This window comes from Cohnella thailandensis, assembly GCF_014212135.1.
In the GTDB taxonomy this organism is placed as follows: Bacteria; Bacillota; Bacilli; order Paenibacillales; family Paenibacillaceae; genus Cohnella; species Cohnella thailandensis.
In genome coordinates this window covers 269889-296207 of the sequence record NZ_JACJVQ010000003.1, presented here as the reverse complement: position 1 = coordinate 296207, position 26319 = coordinate 269889, and the positions used below count along the sequence as shown (strand labels likewise).

The 26319-nt window shown below is 50.6% G+C and carries 30 protein-coding genes; 18 read left to right on the top strand and 12 right to left on the bottom strand.

The window, feature by feature from the left end:
* Positions 1-235: 235 nt before the first annotated feature.
* The 7 genes from H7B67_RS03695 to H7B67_RS03665 all read left to right on the top strand — a co-directional run bounded on the left by H7B67_RS03695 (position 236) and on the right by H7B67_RS03665 (position 5732).
* Entirely contained in the window at positions 236-922 is a 687-nt protein-coding gene (locus H7B67_RS03695) for a response regulator transcription factor (RefSeq protein ID WP_185118443.1), read from the top strand.
* Between the two features lie 134 nt (positions 923-1056).
* Complete coding sequence (locus H7B67_RS03690; RefSeq protein WP_185118442.1) at positions 1057-2415, top strand: sensor histidine kinase; 1359 nt, start codon at positions 1057-1059, stop codon at positions 2413-2415.
* Positions 2416-2496: 81 nt separating this feature from the next.
* Positions 2497-3651 carry a hypothetical protein gene (locus tag H7B67_RS03685; protein WP_185118441.1) on the top strand — a complete coding sequence of 385 codons (1155 nt, stop codon included), beginning with the start codon at positions 2497-2499 and terminating at the stop codon, positions 3649-3651.
* Positions 3652-3845: 194 nt separating this feature from the next.
* On the top strand, positions 3846-4178 hold the full coding sequence (locus tag H7B67_RS03680; RefSeq protein WP_185118440.1) for an ArsR/SmtB family transcription factor: 333 nt from the start codon (positions 3846-3848) through the stop codon (positions 4176-4178).
* Positions 4165-4641, top strand: a complete 477-nt coding sequence (locus tag H7B67_RS03675; RefSeq protein ID WP_185118439.1) for an SRPBCC domain-containing protein — start codon at positions 4165-4167, stop codon at positions 4639-4641. The genes H7B67_RS03680 and H7B67_RS03675 overlap by 14 nt, the downstream gene beginning before the upstream one ends.
* 16 nt (positions 4642-4657) lie before the next feature.
* Positions 4658-5146 carry a VOC family protein gene (locus H7B67_RS03670; protein ID WP_209649194.1) on the top strand — a complete coding sequence of 163 codons (489 nt, stop codon included), beginning with the start codon at positions 4658-4660 and terminating at the stop codon, positions 5144-5146.
* Between the two features lie 13 nt (positions 5147-5159).
* A complete protein-coding gene (locus H7B67_RS03665; RefSeq protein WP_185118438.1) occupies positions 5160-5732 on the top strand; it encodes a dihydrofolate reductase family protein in 573 nt (190 codons plus the stop codon).
* 23 nt (positions 5733-5755) lie between these two features.
* On the opposite strand, the gene H7B67_RS03660 is transcribed toward H7B67_RS03665, so the two are convergent.
* The 3 genes from H7B67_RS03660 to H7B67_RS03650 are packed head-to-tail and all read right to left on the bottom strand — an operon-like array spanning position 5756 to position 9575.
* A complete protein-coding gene (locus tag H7B67_RS03660; protein WP_185118437.1) occupies positions 5756-8044 on the bottom strand; it encodes a preprotein translocase subunit SecA in 2289 nt (762 codons plus the stop codon).
* Positions 8045-8067: 23 nt separating this feature from the next.
* Entirely contained in the window at positions 8068-9177 is a 1110-nt protein-coding gene (locus H7B67_RS03655) for a DUF5808 domain-containing protein (protein ID WP_185118436.1), read from the bottom strand.
* Complete coding sequence (locus H7B67_RS03650; RefSeq protein WP_185118435.1) at positions 9174-9575, bottom strand: GntR family transcriptional regulator; 402 nt, start codon at positions 9573-9575, stop codon at positions 9174-9176. The genes H7B67_RS03655 and H7B67_RS03650 overlap by 4 nt, the downstream gene beginning before the upstream one ends.
* 216 nt (positions 9576-9791) lie before the next feature.
* Here H7B67_RS03650 and H7B67_RS03645 point away from each other — a divergent pair, with 216 nt between their 5' ends.
* Positions 9792-10205, top strand: coding sequence for a VOC family protein (locus H7B67_RS03645; RefSeq protein WP_185118434.1), 414 nt, complete (start codon positions 9792-9794; stop codon positions 10203-10205).
* 109 nt (positions 10206-10314) lie between these two features.
* Here H7B67_RS03645 and H7B67_RS31230 read toward each other — a convergent pair whose 3' ends face one another.
* Both H7B67_RS31230 and H7B67_RS03635 read right to left on the bottom strand, forming a co-directional pair.
* On the bottom strand, positions 10315-10815 hold the full coding sequence (locus tag H7B67_RS31230) for a GNAT family N-acetyltransferase (RefSeq protein WP_342592530.1): 501 nt from the start codon (positions 10813-10815) through the stop codon (positions 10315-10317).
* Positions 10816-10955: 140 nt separating this feature from the next.
* Entirely contained in the window at positions 10956-11525 is a 570-nt protein-coding gene (locus H7B67_RS03635; protein WP_185118432.1) for a hypothetical protein, read from the bottom strand.
* A gap of 164 nt (positions 11526-11689) precedes the next feature.
* Here H7B67_RS03635 and H7B67_RS03630 point away from each other — a divergent pair, with 164 nt between their 5' ends.
* The 7 genes from H7B67_RS03630 (at position 11690) to H7B67_RS03600 (ending at position 16739) form a co-directional block, all read left to right on the top strand.
* Positions 11690-12283, top strand: a complete 594-nt coding sequence (locus H7B67_RS03630; RefSeq protein WP_185118431.1) for a TetR/AcrR family transcriptional regulator — start codon at positions 11690-11692, stop codon at positions 12281-12283.
* 199 nt (positions 12284-12482) lie between these two features.
* Positions 12483-12905 (top strand): VOC family protein, encoded by a 423-nt coding sequence (locus H7B67_RS03625; protein ID WP_185118430.1) that lies wholly within the window; start codon positions 12483-12485, stop codon positions 12903-12905.
* Positions 12906-12932: 27 nt separating this feature from the next.
* On the top strand, positions 12933-13331 hold the full coding sequence (locus H7B67_RS03620) for a VOC family protein (RefSeq protein WP_185118429.1): 399 nt from the start codon (positions 12933-12935) through the stop codon (positions 13329-13331).
* 18 nt (positions 13332-13349) lie between these two features.
* The gene (locus H7B67_RS03615; protein ID WP_185118428.1) at positions 13350-14141 is read left to right on the top strand and encodes a sigma-70 family RNA polymerase sigma factor; all 792 of its coding nucleotides are present in this window, start codon (positions 13350-13352) and stop codon (positions 14139-14141) included.
* Between the two features lie 5 nt (positions 14142-14146).
* Positions 14147-14647 carry a DinB family protein gene (locus H7B67_RS03610; protein WP_185118427.1) on the top strand — a complete coding sequence of 167 codons (501 nt, stop codon included), beginning with the start codon at positions 14147-14149 and terminating at the stop codon, positions 14645-14647.
* Between the two features lie 87 nt (positions 14648-14734).
* A complete protein-coding gene (locus H7B67_RS03605) occupies positions 14735-15094 on the top strand; it encodes a BlaI/MecI/CopY family transcriptional regulator (RefSeq protein WP_185118426.1) in 360 nt (119 codons plus the stop codon).
* A gap of 7 nt (positions 15095-15101) precedes the next feature.
* Positions 15102-16739, top strand: a complete 1638-nt coding sequence (locus H7B67_RS03600) for a M56 family metallopeptidase (protein WP_185118425.1) — start codon at positions 15102-15104, stop codon at positions 16737-16739.
* Between the two features lie 123 nt (positions 16740-16862).
* Here H7B67_RS03600 and H7B67_RS03595 read toward each other — a convergent pair whose 3' ends face one another.
* From H7B67_RS03595 to H7B67_RS03580, 4 genes are all read right to left on the bottom strand, one after another.
* Positions 16863-17216, bottom strand: coding sequence for a hypothetical protein (locus tag H7B67_RS03595; protein WP_185118424.1), 354 nt, complete (start codon positions 17214-17216; stop codon positions 16863-16865).
* Positions 17217-17308: 92 nt separating this feature from the next.
* Positions 17309-19417: a carboxypeptidase-like regulatory domain-containing protein gene (locus tag H7B67_RS03590; RefSeq protein WP_185118423.1), complete on the bottom strand. Its 2109-nt coding sequence runs from the start codon at positions 19415-19417 to the stop codon at positions 17309-17311.
* Positions 19395-19754: a hypothetical protein gene (locus H7B67_RS03585; protein ID WP_185118422.1), complete on the bottom strand. Its 360-nt coding sequence runs from the start codon at positions 19752-19754 to the stop codon at positions 19395-19397. Before H7B67_RS03585 ends, H7B67_RS03590 begins: the two co-directional genes overlap by 23 nt.
* Positions 19723-20271 (bottom strand): sigma-70 family RNA polymerase sigma factor, encoded by a 549-nt coding sequence (locus tag H7B67_RS03580; protein ID WP_245363690.1) that lies wholly within the window; start codon positions 20269-20271, stop codon positions 19723-19725. Before H7B67_RS03580 ends, H7B67_RS03585 begins: the two co-directional genes overlap by 32 nt.
* A gap of 128 nt (positions 20272-20399) precedes the next feature.
* On the opposite strand from H7B67_RS03580, the gene H7B67_RS03575 reads away from it, so the two are divergent.
* A complete protein-coding gene (locus H7B67_RS03575) occupies positions 20400-21308 on the top strand; it encodes an NAD(P)-dependent alcohol dehydrogenase (protein ID WP_185118420.1) in 909 nt (302 codons plus the stop codon).
* A 90-nt stretch (positions 21309-21398) separates the two neighbouring features.
* On the opposite strand, the gene hprK is transcribed toward H7B67_RS03575, so the two are convergent.
* Both hprK and H7B67_RS03565 read right to left on the bottom strand, forming a co-directional pair.
* A complete protein-coding gene (hprK, locus tag H7B67_RS03570) occupies positions 21399-22313 on the bottom strand; it encodes an HPr(Ser) kinase/phosphatase (protein ID WP_185118419.1) in 915 nt (304 codons plus the stop codon).
* Positions 22314-22505: 192 nt separating this feature from the next.
* Positions 22506-23342, bottom strand: coding sequence for an RMD1 family protein (locus H7B67_RS03565; protein WP_185118418.1), 837 nt, complete (start codon positions 23340-23342; stop codon positions 22506-22508).
* A gap of 193 nt (positions 23343-23535) precedes the next feature.
* Here H7B67_RS03565 and H7B67_RS03560 point away from each other — a divergent pair, with 193 nt between their 5' ends.
* Together H7B67_RS03560 and H7B67_RS03555 are read left to right on the top strand one after the other, a co-directional pair.
* Entirely contained in the window at positions 23536-23913 is a 378-nt protein-coding gene (locus tag H7B67_RS03560) for a MerR family transcriptional regulator (RefSeq protein WP_185118417.1), read from the top strand.
* Positions 23914-24172: 259 nt separating this feature from the next.
* A complete protein-coding gene (locus tag H7B67_RS03555) occupies positions 24173-24916 on the top strand; it encodes an SDR family oxidoreductase (protein WP_185118416.1) in 744 nt (247 codons plus the stop codon).
* 100 nt (positions 24917-25016) lie between these two features.
* Here H7B67_RS03555 and H7B67_RS03550 read toward each other — a convergent pair whose 3' ends face one another.
* Complete coding sequence (locus tag H7B67_RS03550; RefSeq protein ID WP_185118415.1) at positions 25017-26180, bottom strand: MFS transporter; 1164 nt, start codon at positions 26178-26180, stop codon at positions 25017-25019.
* Between the last annotated feature and the right edge of the window lie 139 nt (positions 26181-26319).

Sequence of the window (26319 nt, the reverse complement as noted above, 5' to 3'; positions counted from 1 at the left end):
ATTATGGAGGCGTCATCTGGGCAAAGTTCAACTCGAGCGCAAAACAAAACTTATCCCGTCAATAAATCGTAATATTTGAATACATCGCCATAGGGGCTTGTGCCCTGGGCGATGTATTTTTTGCTCGATCTAAGATGATTGAAGCTTTCGCCAAGCTGGCAATAAAACGGCAATATTTTCCCGTTATAATGAAGGAATACGATTGCATTGCAGACTGGAAGCGAGGAGCTCTATTTTGCCCAAAAAGCTGCTAATTATAGAAGATGACGATGCCATTCGAGACATACTGACCTATGCGCTCAGAGGCGAGGGCTATTCCGTGTTCAGCGCAGGCACAGGCAAAGGCGGCCTCCGTTTGCTGGAGCAGGCAGAGCCGGATTTGCTGCTTCTGGACGCCATGCTGCCGGATGCCGACGGCTTCGATATTTGCAAAGAAGTGTCTACGAAGTACTCAGTCCCGATTCTAATGCTTACTGCGCGCACCGACACGCTAGATAAAATCGTGGGGCTCGAGCTTGGCGCCGACGATTACATGACTAAGCCGTTCGAGCTGCGGGAAGTGGCCGCACGAATAAAGGCGCTGCTGAGGCGAAAGGAAAAAGCGGATAATCGTTTGGCGAATCGGCGAGTCGAGCTGGCTCCAGGCCTTGAGCTGGACAAGCACGGCTATGCGGTTTATAGGCACGGACAAGAGATCAAGCTAAAACCTAAGGAATTCGAGCTGCTGCTCCTGTTTCACGAATATCCCGGGCGCGTATTCTCAAGGGAAGAAATCGTGGATCATGTGTGGGAGATGGATTATGAGGGCGACATAAGGACGGTTGACGTTCACGTGCAGCGAATCCGCAAAAAGCTGGATATGGCTTTGATCGATACGGTGTTTGGCGTCGGTTACCGATTGGGAGCTCGGGGAGCGGTATGAAAAGAAGAATCCTGCCGATCCACTGGAGGTTTACGATTGGCTTCATCGTTATTTTCTCGATATCAACCGGCTGTCTCTATATGTATATCTCCCACGTATTGAAAGAGCAGACGAATGCGACGATTCGGGGAGATATGAGGAAGCTTCAGTCGTTTGCGTATGATCATATCCAGCAGGATGCGCTTGTCCGCCAAGGAAGCAGGGAGAACGAGCAAGAGCGGATATCGCGGCTGCTTTACGGCATCAGCCGAAGCACGGGCCATCCTGCGGCTTATTATGATAAAGATGGCAGATTCGCGGGAGAGACTCGCTTTACCAAAGGCGGAAGCGTCATTCTCGATCCATTGCAGTCCGCTAGCGGCAATTTCTCGCTGGAAGCCGATATAGCGTTGAGCGCGCAAAATAAATCAGTCGTAACAAGGGTGCAAGACGGCGACGAATATCTCATTATGCTCACGATTCCTTTCTATTCCGGCGAGCGCTATGAAGGTTCCTTCCGTCTCACCAGCGATTATTCAAGCCGTTACATGCATAACCGAGCGATCCTCAAAAGCTTGGCCGGATTCGCGGCGTTTCTGTTTGTTATCGTTACTGTGTTTACTTATATATTGTCGAGAAGGATGACTCGACCCCTGATTGCGCTGTCGCATGCGATGCGAGGACTGGGGGAGGGCAACCAAGAGAACGCGGCGCTGCCCGCAAACCGAAGCGATGAAGCAGGTCTGTTGGCGGCCAGTTTTAAACAGATGAAGCGGCAAATCGAGGAGCAAATGGAGCATCTTGAAGCCGAACGAAATCGGGTTGTCGCGCTTGAACAGAGCAAGAGGCGATTTTATCAGCATATAACCCATGAGCTGAAAACGCCGCTTACTTCCATTTCCGGCTATGCGCAAATTATCGGTAAGCCGAACTTCGACGATCCCGATTTTCTCGAGCGCGCAGCCGTCAAAATTAAAACGGAAAGCGACCGACTGCACAGCATGGTTGCCCAAGTGCTTGAACTCGCCCGCAGGGAAGACGAGGGACAGCGGCAGGCGCCAAACGTACCGGTTAACTTGCATGAGCAACTGCAGGCTTGCTGCGAAGATCTGGAAATGAAGGCCGCCCGTTACAAAATGCTGCTGCAATGCGATTCGCAGCATCTTACGGTCCGCGGACAAAGCGAGGAGCTGCGGAAGGTATGGGTGAATTTGCTGGATAATGCGATCAAATATGGCACCGCAGGGACGGACATTCAGATTAAGGCGTTCCGGTCCGCAGAGGTTGCCGTAGTTCAAGTAGCGAATGAGCGGGATACAGATAAGGATGCGGACGAGCTGTTGGTTTTCGAGCCTTTTTACCGGGCTCATGGAACGGATCGGAGCGATACAGGCAGCATTGGACTGGGTTTAGCGATTTGCCGGGCCATCGTGGAAAGCCACGGGGGAACGATCGTATATCGCCAGGAGGGCGGGCATGTAATCGTTCAAGCCGAGCTGCCGCTGTGGACATAAGTTGGCAACAAGCGAGGCGAATTTGCACATAACCTTCCCTTATAGTGATCGTAAGAAACGATCGAAAGGGTGTAGCCAAGAATGAAATTAGAATCTTTGAAAAACAGTTGGTTTGTTGGACTGATCGCAGGTATGGTTGTGATAGGAGGCTGCTCGATAGTCGAAGCAGGGTCTCCCCAAACCGCGTCCTATGTGCTGAGCGAGGATGTAAGGACGGAGCTCGGCAAGATGGAAGCTCCGTTACTGGACGGGAAGCTGCTGCCAATCGACGAAGAGCTGAGTTATGAGGATATTTTATCCATCCAGAATGGACGCATGCTATACAACGGGAACGAAGGCTTCTATTCCGCAGGCCTGGAGGACGACGAGGATCGAAAGCCGGTGAAATTACTGGAGGAGCCCGTCAACGATGTAGCGCTGAACGGCAAGAAGGCTTTATACGACTCCGGAACTTCCGCTTACATCTTGAATATCGCAACCGGCGATAGCACGGAAATATTGGATAAAAGCCGCGAGCCGTATAAAACGCTCCTGAGCAAGGATCAGATGATGCTCAACCGGTTTGCAGATGCGGAAGGAAGGTATGCCGCTTTTTCAACCGAGGTCGGCGTGCTTTACATTGTAGATTCCGTAGAGGCCAATGTGTACGAGATCCGGCTTGAGGAGGTTTTGGATGCACAATCTTACAGCTACGAACATGAGCTTCAAGTCGCGGACGGCGCGCTGTATATGAAGATTGGGGTTGGAAGCGGAGCGCAGTCAAGCTTGTATAAAATCGAGCTGGAGAGTCTGCGGTCTGAAAAGATAATAGCAGAAGAGGAGTATTCTATCTGGAGCTTTCATACGCTTTCGAACGGCAGCGTTTTGTTTGACGGGCAACACAAGAACGAGGATGGCGTCTATATCTATGATCCGGCAACAGACAAATTTACGACGTTATTAAGCAAACCGGATGCCGACCGAGGCCGTTACACGTACGCATTCAGTCTATCTCCCGATGAGAATCGAATCTTGATCCATGATGTTGTCGATAAGGATGAAATATCGTCGGCCGAGCTTAAGGACGGCCAATTGCTGAACAAAATAACGGTGATGAAGGGGTACCCGCTGCCCGCCGTCATATGGCTTCTGGCCTGTTGGGATCCGAATGAATCGTCTTTCTATGTGAAGCTGGCCTATGAGGGCGAAGCCTCGGGCAAAATCGGATCGATTGTGAAATTTAAATCTATTTTGTAAGCGGGGGTCCATTCTTTAACTTTCGTTGAGCGGGCTTATCGCTAACTTTTTCTCTTCATAAAACACCGCCATGCAGCCTTATGTACGCTCTGGCGGTGTATTTTTTATACCCCTTTGTTAGCGATGTTTGCATTAATATTCTCTAAAAAGAATATACCTTTACATGTATATACCATTCATGGTATATTCCAATCATGAAATCAACATTATATGCTCTCGCCGAGCCAAATCGATTCGAAATCGTTGAGCTTTTGCGCAAAGGCCCCCTTACCGTGGGGGAGATTACCGATCGGCTTGGACTTATTCAACCGAAAGTTTCCAAGCATCTTCGTATCCTGAATGATACCGGACTTGTTGAGGCGCGAGTGAAGGGGAATCGGAGAGTCTACAAGCTGCGCCCCGATCCATTCAGGGAACTGGAAAGTTGGATAGAGTCCTATCGCCTCATCATTGACGAGAGTTTCGATCGTATGAACGATTACTTGCAGGAACTTAAAGAAGAGGAGAATAGACGTGACAAGATCTGAAATTATTGCCGAACCTCAGAAACAAGAGATCATCGTAACACGCGTCTTCGATGCACCGCGTGAGCTCGTATTCAGGATGTACTCCGATTCTAAAGCCATACCCAAATGGTGGGGACCGAAGTACCTTACAACTGTCGTGGAGAAGATGGAGGTTAGAAAAGGAGGTATCTGGCGATTTATTCAACGCGATGCCGATGGCAATGTTCATGCTTTTAATGGCGTCTATCACGATTGCGTTCCTCCTGAGAAGCTTGTCAGGACCTATGAATACGAAGGGAATCCAGGCAAGGTGATGCTTGAAACAGTAACGCTTGAAGCGCTGCAGGAAGGACGCACGAAGCTGACTGCCCACACGGTCTTTCAGACGATGGAGGCCCGCAATTGGATGCTTCGGAACGGAGCGGAAAAAGGAGCGAGCGAGGGCATGGATCGTTTTGCCGAGCTTCTGGCGACTTTAAGATGAAAGGAAATAAAATGAAATGAAAATTCCCATGCAAAAAATCACACCGCATTTGGTGTTCGATCATCAGGCGGAGGAAGCAGTAAATGCATACGTCTCGATTTTTAAAAATTCCAAGATTAGTAACATCACTCGTTATGCAGATGGGCAAGGGGGATCTGCGGGCACCGTAAGAACAATACGTTTTCAACTGGACGGACAGGAACTTATTGCGGTAAACGGAGGACCTTCTTTTACATTCGGCGACGGTATATCGCTTTACGTAAGCTGCGATACGCAAGAAGAAATCGATCATTACTGGGAAAAGCTCTCCGAAGGCGGAGTTAAAGAAGTGTGCGGCTGGCTTAGGGACAAATACGGCGTGTATTGGCAAATCGCCCCGACTATCGCGTGGGAGATGGTTAATGACCCCGATCCCGACAAAGCCCAAAGGGTTGCGGATGCCATTGATCGTATGACGAAGATTGACATCGAAACATTAATTCAGGCTTACCATGGAGCGCAATAGAAGGAGGACTTATATGATCGGAACAACGGTATTAACGATGCATATGTCACTGGATAGTGTTGTCACCGATGAAGATCAATGGATGAAACTTAGCGATGAAATTCTGGAGGAGTATGTCGACTATTACAACAGGATAGATCGGATCGTCGTCGGGGGAAATACCTATGCGCAGTTGGCAGAGTACTGGCAAAGTGCCGAGCAATCCTCCGGGTCCGATCTCGAGCGCTCGATCGCAAAGAAAATAAACGACATTCCGAAAACCGTGATCTCCCGTTCGCTCAAAGATCTTGTGTGGAGGAATTCAGAGCAAATCCTGATCAAAGATAACGAATCTTTCGTACAGGAAATGCTAGCACTGAAGAAAACGGCAGGAATGATCTCCGTCGAGAGCGGATTGAAAACCTGGCAGCTCTTTATCGAGCATGAGCTTTTCGACGACCTTTGGGTGTTCGTTCATCCTGCAATCGCTTCTAGAGGCGAAAGACTATTCGAGTCTTCCGATAAACAGCACGACTTGCAATTAATAAACAGTAAAACCTATAGCAATGGCGTGCTCGGTTTGTACTATAAGAAAAAAGTAATCTGAAGTGGAAATGAAGCTGCGCCGCATCAATATTCAGACAGCCTGAACACCGGCCTCAAAATCTTGCGAAGCCAATAAGCGACTACCGTAGCCGGGCTCCATGTGCCGCGCGTCTTCTGCATGTATTGATCGCTGATGATATAAGTCCGAGTGGAAGCAGGACTCTTCAGCCCGAGCTTCTCCCACTCCGCCGGATCGTTCGAGCCTCCGAGCCTTGCGAGCATATCCGCCGACTCTTGATTTATTCGATCCGGAATTTGCTCGTATGCTTGCATGATTTGCTCATGAAATTCAGCGATCGGATTGCGGCTGGTAATGCCCTCCAAGTGGATGCCTTCGCGAATGTAAGAGACGTATGCCAGATGGTCGGCCCAGCACTTGTCGATATAAAAAAGCCGTACCCGCTGCTCCGATGGGCTCATCGGCTTCTCGCCCGTCAAAATTCGGAGCCGCTCCTCGTATAGAAGACGTCTCTGGTCCTCCACCATATCCGAATAATGGTTCAGTTCCCGGCGGATATGGAAGTTCTGCCCCATAATAACGCGCTGAATATGCGCGATATTGCTCCGGAGCGCCGACTCTTCGAGAGCCTCATCCAGCCTAAGATCGCGATACCTGGGCGGAATCGCTTTATCGATGCCGAACTGAAGGATCAGCTCGTCCTCCAAGCTTACGAAGAATACGGAAGCTCCCGGGTCGCCTTGGCGGCCGGAACGCCCGCGCAGTTGGTCGTCGATCCGCACGCTCTCGTTCACATGCGTACCGATCACGTACAACCCGCCCAGCTTGGCGACAACCTCTGCCTGTGAGGGGTCGCCGCCGCCGAGCCGAATGTCGACGCCGCGTCCCGCCATATTCGTCGATACCGTCACGGCGCCGATTTCTCCCGCTCTGGCGATGATCTCGGCTTCTTGCGCATCGTTTCTCGCATTCAGAACCTGGCAAGGCACGTCGGCAGCCGCCAGCGCCTCCGCCAGCCTGTCGGACTCCCCGACGCTTGACGTACCGATGAGAATCGGACGTCCCGTCGCATGAACGGACGAGATTTCTTGTACAAGAGCCTTGAGTTTAGCCTCTTTATGGGTATAAATCCGGTGCGGATGGTCGATCCGTAGGTTTGGCCGGTTCGGAGGAATTTGCACGACCTGAAGCCCATAAATTTCTTCGAATTCTATTGCGGAAGCTTGCGCGGTAGCCGTCATCCCGCAAATCTTCGGATATAGGCTGAGGAAGTGTTGCAGGGTGATCGTCCCGAGAATTTGCCCGCCGGCCAAGGGCTGCAGCCCTTCCTTGGCCGCAAGCGCGGCTTGCAGCCCGTCCGGCAAATGCCTGTTCTCCGCCACGCGGCCGGTATATTCGTCGATCAGCTCGATCCTTCCATCCCGGACAATGTAATCGACATCTCTTCTCAATAGTGCTTCCGCATGCAGCGCGCAATTTAGCGACGATAACAACTGGCTATTATGGCTTTCGTACAAGTTGCCGCATCCCAGCAGCGACTCCGCCTTCGCAGCGCCCGCTTCGTTCAAATAAACGTTCCGTTCGAACTCGTCGAATACATAATGCTTCCCTTGCTCGAGCTGACTAGCCACTTCCGCGAAACGAACGCCGTCGTTGCCGGAAGAGTCCGGCTCGCCGGCGATGACTAACGGCACCCGCGCTTCGTCGAGAAGCAGGGAATCCGCCTCGTCGACGATGACGTAATGGAAAGGACGATGCACGGTATCGGCTGGATTTAGCGCGATCGCGTCGCGCAAATAATCGAATCCCGCCTCTTTGGCCGTAACATAGGTGATATCCGCGGCGTATGCTTCCCGTTTCTCGGACAAGCTCATGCCCGCTTGAACCGAGTTTACCGTCAATCCGAGGAAACGATAGATCGGGCCCATCCATTCCGCATCCCGATTGGCCAAATAATCGTTAAATGTCAGCACATGAACGCCTTCGCCGGTTAGCGCGTTTAGGTAAGCAGGCATAACGGCGGAGAGCGTTTTGCCTTCGCCGGTATGCTGCTCGATCAGAAATCCCTCGTGCAGAGCGATGGCAGCCATGATCTGGACATCGTATGGCTGTAATCCGAGCGTTCTCTTCGCTGCCTCGCAGGCTAGCGCATAGGCATCAATAAGCAGCTCGTCCAAAGGCGTCCCCGATTGGGCTTCCTTCTTCAACCGGAGAGATTCCGCTTGCAACCGCTTGTCGTCCAATGCCTCCCAATTCCGTTTGCGGATGAGCTCCGCTTTGTCCCGATAGCCTTTCAGCTTATGCCGGGTGTCGCGGTCTTCGAATTTTTGCATCCACTTGACGGCTGCATTCATCGGAATTCGACCTCTCCTTCAAATTACATGATTAGAAGCCATACCCATACCAAGAGCAGAATAGGAACTCCCACGATCGCTGCGATCGCTAGCCGGCCCATCGGTTTGGCCATATTGACGGTCCAGCCCATGCCGTAAGGTTTAGGAACGAAGATCGCCGGATCATCAGGATTGCAATAGGTTATCCCCGATATTTTCCAATATCGATTGTCCTGCGAAGGGATATCTCGTTGCTGATCCAGTCCCCTCGCCCTCAGATAAACGACCATGCCCAGCAGCAGCAGATAGGCCGTAAGCAGGAGCGCGAGCGTTAAATGGATCCACAAGTCCAACTGGAAGGAATAAATCCTGCCCGCTTGGAAGAGCCCCAAGAATACGGTCACAACCAGCGAAATCCCCCATATCGCGAAAGAGTTGATTCGCTTGTACCGAATTTGCTTTTGCAGCGAGCCTTCCGGGTCTTTCGGATCCAGAGACGTTCTTGTTCTGCCGATGACGAGGTTCAGAAGCATAAAAATTCCGGTTCCGATAAGCTGTCCAAAGTTCTCATAGAAGACGGAACCGATGGACTTGGTGGAATACCAGCGATACCAGTCCGGTATTCTGTCCGCGTTCCATTGGATGGCAAATTGAACCGGGATATCGTTCCACTTCACCATGGCGATGATGATGCAAACCGCGATGACGGCCAAGTGAGCACCGAACCATGGCAAGCCGAGCACGGGGGAACGATGCCGTCTGTTCGAGATGCTGGCTGCCCTTCTGTTCTCGACGGGGACTTGCCATCCGCGGGTTGCCTTCAACCGCAGCGCCGATTGTCTGCAGATCGCGATCGCAAGGCCGGAGAGCGGAAATTGAGCGAGAAGGGCGGCCAAAAGGTAGACTAAGGCGTGCGCAGCGTCCAGGTACCGAATCCATGCGAAGCAAGCGGCGGCCACAATCAGCACGAATATCCCCATCAGAATCGTATATTGCACGCGTATTCGACGAACGGCTGGATCCTGCGTATCGGCAGCCGGAATCGGCACTCCAAACAAGAGGGCTCGGGGACCGAAGAAATTCTGTACACCGATCAACAGGGCTTGAAGAAAATATAGGCTCGCGACTGCTATGACAGTTCCATTCATCATCATTGCCCGTCCCCTCCGCGCTTCATAATGGTGTCCCCATACAGTTTTCTGCATTGGGTCACGAAAGCTTCTTCCGTCATTCCGCGCACGGCCGCTTCCGCCGCGAGCGAACGAAGCTGCCGGACCAGCTTGGCCTCGAATTCCGCCGTCACGCCCGGCATCGCGTCCGGCTGGACGACAACGCCCTTCTTCCGGTGCACTTGCAGAAAACCATCCTGCTTCAGCAAGGTATACGACTTATTGACGGTATGGAGATTAATGCCTAGATTCTCCGCTAGATTCCTGACGGATGGAAGCGGATCGCCCGGCTTCAACGCGCCCGAAGCGATCCCTTCGATCAGCTGGTTCATTAATTGCTCGTATAGCGGAGTCTCTGATTGCAGATCCAGCTCGATGAACATGAAATGTCTCTCCTTTTGGCACAGAACAGCGACGCTATCTGTTATATATATTATATAACAGATATACAAAAGGTAGCAATATCCATTTGCGGCAAGGGATGTTGCGCATCGTAAGGGATAAGAAGAAAGCTGGAGTGCCATGGTGTAATTACCTATTTATGCTATTATAGGTGGTGGAAAAGCGATCATCGATAAGGATAAAGGAGTGTCGTACGGATGAAAGTGCAGTTAGAGGGGATTACGATCATGTCGAATGATGTATCCCGGTTGGCTAAGTTCTATCGAGAAGTAATTGGATTTCCTATCGTTGTCGAAGAAAGCCATTATGCCGAATTCGAGAATAACGGCGTTCGCTTCGCGATTTGTTCCAAGGCTTTAATGGCCGATAATACGAACGGGCATCATTCCTTTATTGAAGAACGCAAGGGTCAAGCCTTTGAATTGAATTTTCAGTGCGAGTCGCCGGAAATCGTTCGCGATACGTATAATGACTTCGTTTCAAAGGGAGCTACGCCGATAACGGAGCCGAGATCCATGGACTGGGGCCACACGACGGGGTTCTTCGCAGATCCTGACGGCAACATTCATTCGATCTTTGCGGTCAATCCGATTGCGACGGTAGATGAGTAAATTTTTTAGTATTCGAAATTTAATACAGAGCACGGCGAAAGGGATGCCGTCGCTCTGTATTTTTTTCTTATAAGCTAACATAACCCTGAAGCGCAACAGATCATCTCGTTTATAAATCCGTGTCTTTTTTATAGAACATGCAGTAAACCGGTAAATCGTTGAATTTCGTCTCTCTGCTCAAGGCAAACCCAAACCTTCGATAGATCTTGATATTTTCTTCATTTTCCGTATCCAACGCGATTCCCAATGAGTACCGATCCGCACTTACTGTAGTCAACAGATGGTTCAGCAGGGCCTTGCCGACGCCCTTTCCCTGACTCTCCGGTTCTACTCCAATCATAATAAGGTAATGATGCATCCGTGGAGGTACGGCAGACTTTGTGACTCGCATATAGCCGTTAAGAAGACGCAGCGTTTGCCAGGACAACCGAAACATCAAGGGAAGCACCCTCCCGATCAGCAACAATCCTCCTCTTATACTCCGAAGCATATCTGCTCGCGGCTTTTCTACGACATATGCGCCGAGAAGAATCTCATTCTCAAAAAAGCCTAGCGCTTCTTCATGAAGTAAAAAGCTTTTATCAAACATAAAGGATACGAATGCCGTCACCTTTCTGCTTGCCTTAAGGTCATGCTCGGAATCGCCGAACAAATGCAGAAACAAGGGGTCCCGGGAAAACGCTCTGCTCATCAGGGATACGAACGGGGCTTTATCCGACTTAGACAGCTTAGATATTCGGAGCGAAGTATTCATAGTTCTTCACCGGAGTCACGTCGTGCTTGGCCATAATGATCGACGGCGAAGCTATAGAGCACCTTAAGCATAAACAATAGACTGATAATCAGCATAAACGGCGGTATTCCCGGCAGCATAGGAATGAAGCCGAAGCCGACGGACAAGAGCAAACCCGCAACGAATGGCTGCGAATGCTTGCCGATAAGAGCATTTACGATAAATGCGCCAATTACCGTATAAGCCCAAACCCCCAACGAATTCCAAATGTCGCCGTGAAGAAGAATCGCAACAAGCACGATATGGAAATGTATCGCAATGAATACGATCCGGTTCGTTCTTCTAGCCGCATAAAAGTTGCTGGTTGAAGCCGTAAAATTCGCTATGCATCCGGAAAAAATATCGAATATCAACAATAACGCTGCGGCGCTTCGCCATACCGGCATCTGGCTCGTCATTTCGGGGAAAACCAAATATAGCGCGGAAGTCAGGATTCCGCCAAAAAGCAGGATCGCCAGAATAGACCCAGAGGTCTGTTTTTCACCAAAAACATCATGCAAAAAAGAAGGAATTCGTATTGGTTTCATCTCATTACCCTCCTCAAAAATTAACGTTTGCAATAGTCATGTAGTAAATATATAAAATTACTACAAAATTATTATAACTACATCATTTCGCAAATTCAATGTTTTATACTGATTTTATTGAAATACTCTACAACTTTGGTTACAGTACATATGAGGTGAAGAGGATGGACGGCTTCGAACGACGAAAACAGAAAAAAATAGAGCAAATACACAACGCGGCCTTTGAACTATTTTTCAAATATGGCCTTCAGAAGGTTAGCGTGAATGAGATCGCGCATAAAGCGAAGGTTTCCCCCGCTACCATATATAACTACTTTAAGACGAAAGAACAGCTCTATGCCGATACGCTAATGAACTGGATGGACAAGCGGTTGGCCGAGTGCGAGGACATACTTGATTCCGGGCTATCCTTTCCTGAGAAGACTAAGGAGATCATGCTCTTGGAGGCCAGAAACTTAAAAATGTTGGCGGATGAGTTTCAGAAAGCCCCATCCTCTGAGTTAAGTGGATTGATGCAAATGATGGAGGACTATAGCGAGCAAAAGGTCGAGCACTTTTTCAGAAGGTTTGTCGAGCTCGGGAAACAAGAGGATTATATTCGTAAAGATCAGACGGAAGAGTTGACGATGCGCTACTTCACGATGTTCAAAAATGAGCTGGGCCGGCAGTGGGAGGCTTCGAATCAAGAACGGACAACCCTAAGCATAGATCAAATGGTGGAGTTGTTCTTCTATGGGTTAGCAGGACGGGGGCAGTAGCAGGCATAGTCTTAGCCGGAGGGGCTGTAATAGGTTGCTGGCGAGCGACCTGTTCGGTCCTCTTTGGCGTGCTCGGGCAACGGGGAGCAAAGAAGAAGCCGAGCAAATTTTTTGAAGACCTCATTTCTTACCCGTATCTTTTGATGGATTTTTATCGTTAATAGGTTGAAAATCAGGTTAAGGAGAGTGTTGATCTACTATGGAAAAAATCGTCGCATTTGTATCCGCCATCTTCATTCCGGTAACCGACATTACACGTTCAGCGGAGTGGTATGTTCGAATGTTCGATCTGGAGACGATTGAGAAGACCGATTATCGGGTCGGACTCGCGTTCCCTAACGGTCAAACATTGGTCATATTATGGAAAGTGGAGAAGCCGCAGCCTGTCCAATTCGATACCGGCAAACACCCGATACCTTACTTCAATTTCACTTCGTACGATATTGACCATTCGTACAGACAGCTTAAGGCAAAGGGAGCGGAACTAAGCGAAATCCACGAAGAGGATGGGCACAGGTTTTTCCAAGCATTCGATCTGGATGGAAATCCCGTCGATATCGTGGAAGAGACGGGGCAGACGCCGTATTTTGCTCACAAGAATAAGATTCGGAAGCAACAATAGTGCCGCAAATGAAGGAGTCGATTATGAATGGCGATAACGGGTTGGGTAAATAAAATTACCGAAATTACTTTGTTTGTGGAAGACTTGCAACGGTCGAAGGCTTTCTACCAAGAGACTTTCAAACTTTCGATCCGATATGAAGACAGATCCTGCGCGGTGTTCGATTACGGTAATACATGCATTAATCTTTTAGATCTGTCGAATGCCCCGGAGCTAATTGAACCGGCGAAGGTTGGTCGAGTCGGAGATGGCGCACGTTTTCTGTTCACGATCCAAGTGCCGGACGCCGATCGGGTATGCGATGAATTGAAAGCGCGAGGCGTTAAGTTGCTGAATGGACCGATAACGCGTCCTTGGGGGCGGCGGACGGCTTGTTTTGCCGATCCGGACGGGTATTTGTGGGAGATAGCGCAGGTGATCGAGTGAAAAGGGGTTTGGTGGGGAGTGGATCGAAGTATTGAACGATTCTCACCGTCGGACGAGGGATACGAGACGTTCGCGGAGATGACGCTTCCGCTGCAGAGCGATCTGAGACGGTATTGTCTGGCTAGGACCGGCTCGGCTTGGGATGCGGACGATTTGCTGCAGGAAGCGCTTATTAAAGCCTATCGTTGGCATACCCGGTTCCCGAACAGGGAAATCACGAAGCCCTTTCTGTTTCGGATTGCCGCGAACGCTTGGGTAGATATATGCCGCAGCCGCCAACTGCAGCCGCAGGCAGGGCAGCTCGAAGAGCACCTGGTCGGTTCTTATGACGAATGGAGCAGGTGGGATGTGCGCGAGGCGCTCGAACTGTTGTCCGATCGGCTAGAACCCAAGCAAGTCGTTCTTATCTTGCTGATCGACGTCTTTCACTTTACCGCGAAGGAAACGGGAATGCTGTTCGGTCAATCCGAGGGCTCGGTGAAAGCGGCCCTGAAGCGGGCGAGGACAAGGCTGAAGACGGCGGTTGAGCGCCACCCTGAATGTTGGGACGATTCCGCGATTACAGCTCCAAGCCGCGGTCTTAGCATCGAGGTGTTCGAAGCGTTGGTCGATGGCTTTCGGCGAGCGGACCCCTATGCGATTTTCCGTTCGTATCAGACGATGATAGACGATGGTTCCGTGGTGGATCGGATCGAATTGCGCGGAAGCACGCTTTATTTTACCATCATCGACCCTGACGGCCATGTGTTGACGATAACGGAGAAGTTGAAACGGTCAGATGAACAGGAATATTCGACATTCGAGGAGTGATAACGTTGTTGGAAGTGCTGCGGCAACAATACGATTGGATCCGACTAGCTAGACAGAACATGTTCGCTTTCATGGAAGAGCTTCCTCCTCGGCTATTGCATCAAACGGTTCCCGGTTTTGGGCGCGGAACGATTATGCGAACCCAATGTCATGTCGTCGACAGTTATCGATTCTGGTTGGAATCTTATGCGTTTAAGAGGATAAACGAGCATTGGGATATTTCCGTACACGAGATCGAACGCGCCGACGTGAAGTACGCCCGCGCAAGATTCGCGGAAGCGGATGAGCTCGTACAACGGTTCTTGAACGAGTATCGAGATCGTTGGTCCGAACCTATCGAGCAAGACGAGAGCTGGCAAGGTTACCCGAAGTCGCCTACTCCTCTGCTGCTGTTTACCCATGTGGCGACGCATGAATTCCATCACAAAGGCCAAATCGTATCGATGGCGAGGCATCTGGGCTGCCCGCCTCCGGCCGACGATCGTTTAGGCGGACTGTTCACCTGATTCAACACGGCTTGACGGATTCGTTCTACTGGAATAGAATAAAAGCATCTCATTCTACTTCAATAGAACAGATGCGAGGTGCCTTCTATGAGTATTAAGCTGTTCGACAGCGAGCTTCACATTATGGAGATTTTATGGAAGGAAGGCGATACGACGGCTAAGAGGATTGCGGAGATCACGAAGGAGAAAATAGGGTGGAGCAAGACGACGACTTATACCGTCATCAAGAAGTGCCTCGATAAAGGAGCGATTGAGCGGAGAGAGCCGAACTTCGTTTGTTGCGCGCTTGTGACGCGAGAACAGGTGCAGGAGCACGAAACAACGGAATTGATCAATAAAATGTACAATGGCGCTCCCGACAGGCTGATCGCTTCTCTTCTAGGGCAGAAAAAGCTGACGTCTGAGGAGATTAGCCGCTTAAAACAATTGATCGAGAGATTGGAGTAAAGCGGGCATGTCGTTAATGGATATGAGCGTGTCGGCTTCTCTCTTCATCCTAGCGGTTGTCTGTTTTCGTTTCTTGTTATTGCATAAAGTTCCGAAAACGACCTTTATTATTCTCTGGGGAGTTGCGTTGCTGAGGCTGCTGGTCCCGATTCCCGTTCAATCGCCATTCAGCGTCTATACGGCAGTCAACGAATTAGGCAGGATGTTTACCGTACAAGAGAGCCTTCCCCTAGAGCAAAGCCCGCCCATATCAAATGGTCAAACGATTACCATGCCATTCATGACAGAATTTATGATCGAACCGGTCGTACCGCCGGAGCCGGCTTCATCCCTATCGCCCTGGGTGCTTATATGGCTTATTGGTTGCACGTTATGCGCTTTATCTTTTATAATCCCGCATTTAAGGTACCGAAACCGTTACAGCTGCTCGCTTCCGATGAATAATGAGTTCATCCGAGAGTGGCAGAAGTCGAACCCGTTAAGGCGAAAGGTACATATCCGGCAGTCGGATGCCATTTGGACTCCCCTCACCTATGGCGTTTGGCATCCCGTGGTCCTGTTGCCGAAGTATATCCACCATACCGATACCGAACAACTCGAGTTTATCCTTGCCCACGAGTACACGCACATCAAACGATTCGACACCCTCAAGAAGTGGCTGCTCGCTGCCTGCTTGTGTATCCATTGGTTCAACCCTGTCGTGTGGGTCATGTACATCCTTGCCAACCGCGACATCGAGCTCTCCTGCGATGAAACGGTCGTAAGGACATTTGGGGAGAAAAAGAAACCTGCCTATGCGATGGCGCTTGTCCGTATGGAAGAAAAGAAAAGCGGGCTGTCGGGATTGGCGAGTCATTTTGCTAAAAACCCGATCGAAGAAAGGATTGTATCGATCATGAAAACGAAAAAAATCACCATATCGACGATGCTTCTCGCTATGGCGATCGTGGCCGGAACCGTTACGGTTTTTGCTACCTCCGCCCGGGACCGAACAGAAGCGGCTCCCGAAGTCGAGAGGCCTGCGGCCGAAGCTGTACCTGCCTTGTATCAAGGCGAATCCACGACGGAATTAATGCCGATAGATTTATCCTTCAACCAATCGGACGTGCCGGAGTTGATGGATCGGCTGCGTGCTTCAGAGTATAAGGCCGTTTATACGGACAACGAGATGGCTCTGCGCATAACGCAGGACAACTCAATATGGATTCGGAAGAACAATGGGGCAGCTTGGAAAAAATACGATACAGATCGCGTTGATGCAACAGATTTTGCCGACTGGCTTCTAAGAAACGATCCGATTCCGGGCTACTCCATGAAAGAACTCCAGAGACGCTTGGCAGACGGAGCAGAAGTCAATCATATCGCACTTGGAGACGGCAAAGAAATGTATGTTATCATAGACGGCAGCGGTGTACAGATCGAGCTTGTTCAGCGAGAAAAAACAGCCTCCGTCCTGGTTGACGGACTAAGGATGATGATTACCTCCGAGAGTCACCCCTATCGTATATCGGAACAGCTGTTGCAGTCGTTTTATGACTTATTAGTCTCCAGCAATATACTGACCAAAACTCAAGCAGAACAAGATTATTCGGAGAGAATACAGTTTCTTAAAGACAACGATGATATCTTTACGTTGACGAGTTAAAGGGAACTCGCGGATTTTCGAATCGCAAAACCGTCAGCGTCCGAGAAATAAGTACTAGATGTTCCAAGAATCGAAACAGCAGCAGTCAAGGACAAGAAAATAAAGTCCTAAACTGCTGCTGTATCACTTCACTCTTTCGGAAATATTTTTACTTATTTCTTCAGGATTTTCAACACCAATGATCAACTTTGATATTTTGAACTTACCAACTTGAAAGCTATTCAAATCTAAATGAAGAGTTTCAAGCTCATTTTCAAAAAAGTGGAGTTGATAACCACCATTTGATCTAAATAACCCGCTTCTCATTCCTCCAAATGAAGCACCATATAGTTTAAAAGCATTTGGTATCGGTCTACCTGTTGTTATTCCCTTGATTGAAGAGTATGGAATTTGCAACCCTTTATCTAATTTTAAATAGGGGGTGTTTCCAAGGTCGATATTTACGTAGGTTTCCATTAGTTGAATTTTACGTTCCATATTTTAAATCCCCCATTTTCAAATAATCCAAAAACCTCTTTTATTCATAATAGTCTAAGCTCTGCCCGTTAGCATAATGAAGCATCGTCATGTCAATCCACTTTCGACAGCGCCTTGATGAACGCCTTCATCGCCGAGTATTCCGACTCCGCCGTCCAGTTCTCTATCTCCGTTTTTTCCCCGCCGAAGCAAACTCGCAGCGCCTCTTTCAGCTTCGAGAAGTAGGAATCGTCGTTCGAGTCCTGGCTTTCCTCCTTTAAACCTTGAACAAGATCGCTCCAATCCGGGTTGTTTTGGTCGTAATAGGACCGTTCCGGATACTGAAGCGCAAGCTCCTCGGCCGTATCCAAGGTGCCGGACAAATAAATGACGCTCGCGAGATAGGTGCCGATGAATCGATTCGAGGGATCGTTCTCTTGGGCTTGCCGAAGCTGCGCCGCGCCCTCTTGAACTCTCCCTTGCTTCAGCAGCAGCTTTCCGTAATAGGCTTGAGAGTAGCTTTCCACCCTTCCTTGCCGGGCTTCCTTTAGCATGCCGTAGTAATGGTCGACTTGGGACCAATCTTCGACGCTTCCATAGTATTCGATCAAGGGGAAAATGTCGTTGCCGGTATCGTCGACGCTTGCGAGCTTCTCAAGGTACGTTACGGAAGCCGCGTCAAGAGGCCGCTTAGCGTCCGTGGCGTTAATCCTCAGAAGTTTAACCATCATCCGAAGGCTATGCTCATCTTGCTCATCCCGCTCATAAGCTGCTTTGTACTCGACCAAGGCTTCGTCCATGCGACCCTCCAGAAGCAGCCGATCGGCGTCGGTAAGCGTGCGCTCCTTCAGATAGAAGAAAGGGAGGGGCCCCATGGTCTGCTCGTTCAAGTTCAAGCGGTACCCGTTGCTCCGCGTCAACAGCTTCCCGTCGGCATCGTAGGCTTCCACGTTCCAGGAGAACCGGCTGGACGGATCGGCGTACCCGAGAAGATTGGAGGGATCCGGAATGTCCTTGTCTCCGAATTTTTTATAAGAATAGCCGCTTTCAACGCTGTAGAGCGTTTCGAGGGGAATCTCGATGGAATTGCTCTCGATATGGTCCTTAATCCTGTTTCCTACCGTACCGTTTTCGATGGGAAAAGTCCCGTTCAGAGTGTAATAAGCAGCTCCTTCGACAGGCTCCCATTCGAATGTGACCGTCTTGCCGGTAATGATTTGCTGGTCCACCGGGGAGCGCAATTGTATCAGCCTTTGCAAGGTAATATCCCGGGTCAGATGTTCTCCTCCCCGAAGGTCGATCCACTCCTCGTCGTGGCTTACCGGTAGAGTCCAACCGTCGATTTGCTCGAAGCCCAGGCCGATGTAGATCACGTAACTGCCGGGGGCAACGCCTTTGAACGCAAAGTTGCCCTCCGCATCGGTCAAGGTCTGGTAAGGCTCGCTTTCGATCAGGCTATGGTAGACGTCCCTGCTGCTTCGCAAGTACACCCCGATGCCCGCCATCGGCTGGCCGTCGCTTCGTTTAATGGTTCCGGATACGCTTGATTTCGTATCGTCGCGCTGTTCCATGATCCGGGTTTGGAGCTTCGCGATATTGTCGTTAAGATACGTGCCCTTCTGGTTCGGCTTTTCGCTCAATTCGGTCAACAACCGCTCCGCCGTCTCGAATTGTTCGGCATCCGCATAAATCTTCGCCCGGGCGAATTTAAGCTCTCTTTTCTGATTATCGTAACCGCCCGTCAGCCTTTGTTCCGTCCGCTCCAGAGCCCGAATCGCGTCTTCGGTCCGGCTTAGAACGAGATATTCGAAGGCCAATTGCTTCGCCGCTCTAACCAAATAGCCATCGGCCGGACCGCCTTCGACATAGGCTTCCAAGTACTTGATTCTCTCCTCGCCCGTCCAGCGCGGCGCATCCGGATACGAGGTTGCCGTAGAAGAGTAGAACGTCCCGTCTCCCGCTATGACGTCGAATCTCGTTAGGCTCATGTCCGAGCCGTTCTCGATCATGTAACGTCGGATAAGCTCCCACTTGTCGCCCCCGGACGAGGCATCGATTACTCGAAGCAGGTCATTCTTTCCTCCGGATGTCCCTTGCTCGAAATGCTTTTTGGCCATCGCGACGTCGATCCTGGGCATCACGATCAGCTGAAGTAAGATAAACGAGGCGCATAAGGCGACGGCGAGCGCGAAGAGATGCTTAACTTTGATCTTTAATTTCAACGCCTTCCACCGCCCTCTCGTAATCGTCCTTCCAGTAGGTATTGCCTCCGGCTTCCACGAGCTGCCTTCCGGAGCGGGGCATATCCCCCGCCGTCTCCCCTTTACCAGTCTCCTCTTGCAACTGGGCAACGAGGAAAATCGCCAGCAGCACGGCGAAGCTAGCGCCTATCGGAATAAGCGGCAGTTCGAGTTCGTAATTCCACAAAGCCCGCAGCTTGGCCCGCCATGAACGGGGATGGGTGCGATCCAATACTTCCGCGCCTCTAAGAAAACGCAGGTCCCCCAGCTCTTCCTCCAACCTTCTCCTAATGAACTCTTGCTCTTGCTCCGGCTTCATTCCCATCCTCCTGTTCCTCCAGCATGAGCTTCAGCTTCGCCCTGCCTCTCGCAAGCCTGGCCTTCACCGTATTTTCGTTGCTGCCCGTTTGCTCCGCGATCTCGGCCACGGTTAATCCGTTGTAATAAAATAACGCGATAGCCTCGCGATATTTGTAATCCAGCTTAAGCAGCGCTTCGCTTAACTTCTCGTTGCGCCAGGCGTCGATCAAGAGCTCCTCCGGGCCCGGCTCTTCTTCCGCGATCATCTTTTCCACATGGGGAAGAGGCAATATTCGGGTCCAGCTCCAGGTGCGCATTTTCATCCGGCATCGGTTTACGGTAATTCGCAGGAGCCAGCCGTGAAGCCGGTCGGGATCTTGGAGCTGGTCGATCTTGCGGTAGGCCTGAATGAACGTATCCATGACCGCTTCTTCCGCGGCATGCTTGTCTTTGACCAATAAGTAGGCCGTACGCATCAGTTCGTTGCCGTACCGCTCCATTAACGCCCGAAGCGCGGCCTCGTCTTTATTCCTCAAGCCCAGAACGATATCCAGAGAGCATCCTCCTTCCCCTATGTAAGATGCTTCTCGAACGGCTTCGGTTGCGAAAATAAGGTAAATCATTAGGGCAGGTCGAAATAATAATGAAGAGAGGAGGGGAAAGGATGAGAGCAATCGTATATACCGAATACGGATCGCCCGATGTTCTTCATCTGCAAGAGGTGGAGAAACCCGTACCCAAGGACAATGAAGTGCTGGTGAGAATCTTCGCGACAACGGTAACGGCGGGGGACTGGCGCATGCGGAAGGCCGACCCGTTCCTAGCAAGATTATTCAACGGCCTCCTAAAGCCCAAAAAAGTAAAGATATTAGGCTTTGAGTTAGCCGGGGAAATCGAAGCCGTAGGCAAAGACGTAAGGAAATTTCGGATAGGCGATGAAGTTTTTGCTTTTTGCGGTTTCGGCTTCGGCGCATATGCCGAGTATAGATGTCTGCCGCAAGACGGAATAGTGGCGATCAAACCGACCAATTTGACCTATGAGGAGGCCGCCGCCGTTCCTATCGGGGGAATAACCGCGCTGAATTTGCTTAGAAAAGGTAATATCGCGAGCGGAATGAAGATTCTTGTTTACGGAGCATCCGGAAGCGTGGGGACTTATGCGGTACAGCTTGCCAAATCCTTGGGGGCCGATGTGACGGGGGTATGCAGCACCGCGAATCTTGAGATGGTGAGAGCTCTAGGAGCGGACAGGGTATTGGATTATACGAAAGAGGATTTTGCGGCGAGCGGAGCAAGGTACGATTTAATCCTGGATGCCGTCGGGAGAAAAATATCGAAAATCGCAAAGTCGGCATGCAAGATCGCGCTTCGTCCGAACGGAAAACACGTGAGCGTTGATATGTCGCAAAAACCACGCGTTGAGGATCTACTCTTCCTCAAGGAGCTTATCGAGACCGGCAAAATCAAACCGGTCATCGATAGACGATACTCGTTCGAACAGATTCCCGATGCCCATCGCTATGTCGAACAAAAGCATAAGAAAGGTAACGTAGTCGTGACGGTCAGGGAATGACGCGTGGGGCCGCAACAGGTTGGCGGTTGGCTGCCTGTTACGGCCCGTCTTGGTGTTCTAGTTCGCCGACTTGCTACTCTACTCAACGGCTTACTGCAGGTTGCCTTGAATTCTCTGCATGAACTCCTCCGCGGCGCTGTACCCAAGCTGCTTCAGATACCAATTGTTCGCCGCCGCTTCGATCAGTCCGGCGACGTCGCGCCCGGGCTGCAGGGGAATCTCGATATGCGGGATCTTCACGCCCAGGTATTCGGTGAATCGGGGCTCCAGCTCCAGCGCGTTGCTGAGTTCCCCCTCTCGCCAGGTCGTCAGCTCGATGTCGAGCACGATGCGCGTCTCGTCCTGGAACGCGCGGCGCCCGTACTGGCGCACGACGTTGATCAGGCCGACGCTTCGCAGCGCGAGGAATTCGCGGGTCGTCTCGTTGTGCGTCCCGAGCAGCAGCGCCGGGCCGAGCTTCTTCAGCACGACGATATCGTCCGCCACGAACCGGTGGCCGCGGCGAATGAGGGTGTGCGCCGTCTCGCTTTTGCCGATGCCGGACTTGCCCCGGAGCAGGACACCGATGCCCGATACGTTTACGCAGACGCCGTGAATCGACTGCTCCGGGGCCAGCGCCTTCACCAGGAATCCGTCCAGCTTCGCGATAAATTCCGTCGTCGATTCGTTCGTCCGCAGCAGCGGGATGCCTTCCTCGTCGCAGAATTTCTTCAGATAGGGCAGCTCCTGTTGGCCCGCCGTCACGATGAAGCAGGGCGGGTGGTACTTGACGATGTTGCCGATATGAAGAAGTCGCTCCTCGACGCTTTGCTGCAGCAGATACGTGATCTCCTTGCGGCCGAGCACCTGCACCCGTTCCATGGGGAAATATTCGAAGTAGCCGACGAATTCCAAGCCTGGGCGATGCGCGCGAGGGCGCGTGATCTTCCGGTCCAGGCGTCCGGCGCCGGCCAGCACCTCCAGCTTGAATTGATCCGCGAGACTCTGTACGGTGATGGACTTCACGCGGGCAACCTCCTTTGACGGCGTCATATCCGTTCCGTATTATTCTACTTACCCGATTTATTCTACGGCAAGAAGGCTTATTCCTGCGCAAGACCGCCGACGGGCAAATATGAAAAATACACCGTCCTATAACCCTAAGGCATAGGCGGTGTATTTGGGCGTCCAAAAGTCGACCCGGAGTCCGCATCAAGCTCAATCGATCCATCCGACCAACTGAAGCACCGTTATCGCAAGCTCGCTCACGATCAGAAGGACGATGACCCATTCGACGAACAAGCCGCGAGTCGAGTGGCTGATCGTCGAGAAACCGTCCATAATCCGGTAGAGCACCTCGGTCTTGCTCTTGATGATCGCGTACCGGTCGTTCATCTCGAAGAACTCCATCATGCGGTCGTAGAACTCGCCCGCGCTGCTGCTGGCCCACGTAATGTCCGGCTTATCGAGGATCATGATATAAGAGATCGTATTGTACTCATGCCGCATGATCGCGGCCGTCGTGCGCGCCAGTTCCTTCTTGCCGAGCCGCAGATTGCTCTTGTCAAGGCGGTCGATCATGTTCTCCAGCTTGTCGTGGATCTTGCCGAGCTGCTCCTCGATCTTCTCCAACGCGGCCGACTTCGCCAGCACCGTCGCGATCAGCTCCTGATGGAAGGGTTCGATCTCGTTGACGACGACGTATTCGTCGGTCAGCTCCGTTACGCCTCCGGCATCCACGCGAAGACGGTAATCGTCCGTATAGCGGTCCGCATCGCCCTCGTCGATGTTCGGCTCGATCGTCCGCAGATAACGAACGAAAGGCAGAAACCCTTCTTTAGCTTCGTCGTTCACGAAGACGACGCTGCCGAACGAGAAGACGAGTACCTGCTGCGATTCGTCGACTTTCCTCTGCAGGATTTTCTCCAGCGCCCCGCCCTGCAAGATGAGCGGCTCCTCCCACGTGAACTTCTTCGGGATTCCGCAATGAATGGCGATTTTATTCAGATCGATTTCGTTTGTGATGGCATAAGCCTTGAACGTAATGTCCTTCATTTTGTTCACTCTCTCCGATTCGTATGGATTATTTTAGCATACCATTTCCCTGCAAATGTATGATAATTGTTTACTTAACGTATTTTTACCCTCGCTTAACGCAATTCCACACGTCCGTTTACGATCAAGGCTGCTTGACTAATCCAAGTAGAAAGCTATTATAGTTAACTCTAACTATAGGAGGAAAAACAACATGTACACCATTAAAGAAGTTTCGGAGGATACCGGAATTAGCTCTTACACTCTCCGTTATTATGAACGGGAAGGAATCCTGCCGTACGTCAAGCGCGACTCGAGCGGCAATCGGTTGTATGACGAGGAGAGTATGGAGTGGTTAAATTTTATTTTGGCGCTGCGATCGACAGGCATGCCGCTTGCCGAGATCAAGCATTATGTAGATTTATACCAGGAAGGCGAAAGTACGCTCAATATGCGTAAACAAATGATGCTCAAGCATAAGGAAAAAATAGAGAAGAATCTCTCGGATACTTTGAAGTATTTGGAACAAATCAATTACAAGCTGGCGATTTACGATATGCAAGAAAAAGGGTTGGCCAAGATGCTGCCCTAAGTCGGGTGCAACGTTCCGTAAGCCAAGAGCGGCCCCCAAACTCGTTTTTTGGTTAGAGTATACTGAAAGATTATTTGCCTTGTGTTTGCCGAATTCTATCGTTGATTGTTCTTCAAATTTCTCAAAATAGGCCTGGATCCAAGGTTTTTTCCCCTTAAACCATTTCTTTTGCCGATGCTTGACTTACAGTTAACTCCACTTGTTAACCTAAAATCATGCCAACGGTAACTGGCTAAAAACGAACAAAGGGGAAATACGCATGAATTCGAAAGTAGCAATCGTCACAGGCGCCAGCAGCGGAATGGGGGCGGCTACGGCCAAGCTTCTCGCCCAACATGACATTAAAGTCATGCTTGCCGCTCGCCGGGAAGAACGTTTGCAGCAACTGCAAGAAGAAATTCGGAGAGCGGGAGGCGAAGCCAGCTACAAAGTGACCGACGTCACCTCGTATTCCGATGTGAAATCGTTGGTCGATGAAACCGTTAAATCCTACGGACAAATAGATATCTTGATCAATAATGCCGGAATCATGCCGCTTTCATTCTTCAAGAATTTAAAGGTCGATGAATGGGAGCGAATGATCGATGTGAACATTAAAGGCGTTCTCTATGGGATGGCAGCGGTATATAGGCATATGGAACAACGCAACGAAGGGCACATCATTAATTTCTCGTCCATTGCGGGGCATATCCTCTTCCCTTCGAGCTCTATTTATAGCGCAACCAAGCATGCGGTACGGATTTTAACGGAAGGCATGCGCACTGAATTGGGAGCGAACCAGAACATTCGGACCACTCTCATCTCCCCCGGCGCCGTAGAAACCGAGCTGTACGATACCATTACCGACAACTCGATTTATCCGGCATTGGAGAAATTGGGCAGCCGGGATTGGAACCAGCTTGACCCCGGCGACATTGCCAGAACCGTACTGTTTGCGATTCAACAGCCCGCTCACGTGACGATTAACGAACTGATCGTTCGCCCCACGTCGCAAAGCTTGTAAAACAAAACGATCGCCGCCCAATTTCCGGAACGGAACCGTTGGGCGGCGACACCTTAACCTCTTATTTCCATTGGACTTCGAATCCCCGCCATGGGTTCTCCTAAGATGAAGTCGTCGATGTTTTTGCGTTGCTTTTCCTTAAAGAGAAGACGGCCGATAGGATAGCCAGAATAACGATCAGCCCGCCTACCCAAGTATTCGTCGTGACCGAATAATGATTGACGATCAGCCCCCCGACGATAGAACCTGCCGCGACTCCTATGTGCAACGACGATGTATTGAAGCTTAACTGGATATCCGAAGATTCCGGAGCCGTTTGGATCAGGTAGCTTTGAATGGCGGGACTTGGAGCCATGTTGAATGCGCACCAGACTACGACTACGATAAGCAATAGAAAGATAGAACTCGTCGAATACGGCAATAAGAAGATAGCCAGCGCATGCAGCAGGAGAGTGACGATAATCGTCCTGCCGTTCCCGAGTTTGTCCGAGGACCATCCTCCAATCCAACCTCCGGCTATCCCCGCTAATCCATATACGAACAGAACAAGACTGATCATGTTAGTGGACAGACCCATCGTCTCTTGCAAAAAGGGCGTGACGTAGGCGTAGATGGTGAATTGGCCGGTCATCTGCAGGATCGAGATGGAATGCGCGGATAAGATTTTGGAGTTCTTCAGCGTTCGAAGCTGATCTCGCAACGGGATACCCGGACGCGGAGCAACCTGCGGAAGATATCTTCGGACGGCCCAGGCAACGATCAAAGTAAGGCCTCCGACTAAAACAAACGTGGAGCGCCATCCCCACAGTTCCCCGATGAACGTACCGATAGGGACGCCGAGGACAAGAGACGCGCTTATTCCCATAAAGATAATTCCGATCGCACGACCTCTTGATTCGGGCGCAACGATACTTGAAGCCATAACAATGGAAAGAACAACGACAATCGAGCAGCTTGCCGCAAGGATAATCCGCGAGATAAGAAGTACCGTAAAGTTAGGACTGAGGATAGATATCAGATTCCCCGCGAAAAAGACAAGCATGGCGGCGGTCAATAATTTTCGGCGCTCAACCTTAGAAGTTAGGGTGATGAGGATGGGGGAACCAAAAGCAAATACTAAAGAATAAACCGTGATCAGTTGGCCTGCGGTTCCTACGGAAACGTTCAGATCTTGTGCGATCATATCGATTATTCCGGCAATGACGAGCTCGACCGTGCCTACTACAAAGGAGGCGATTGCTAAAATCCAAATCCGTTTATCCATTTCAAACTCCTTGTCTACTGGGATGCCTTTATTTTCACACCGTTTCCTTGCATGCCAGTAGACGAATTGTTGCGCGTTATTGCCTAATCCTATCAATCGGATTGATTTCTAACCCGAAGAGTGATTATGATAAAATCCG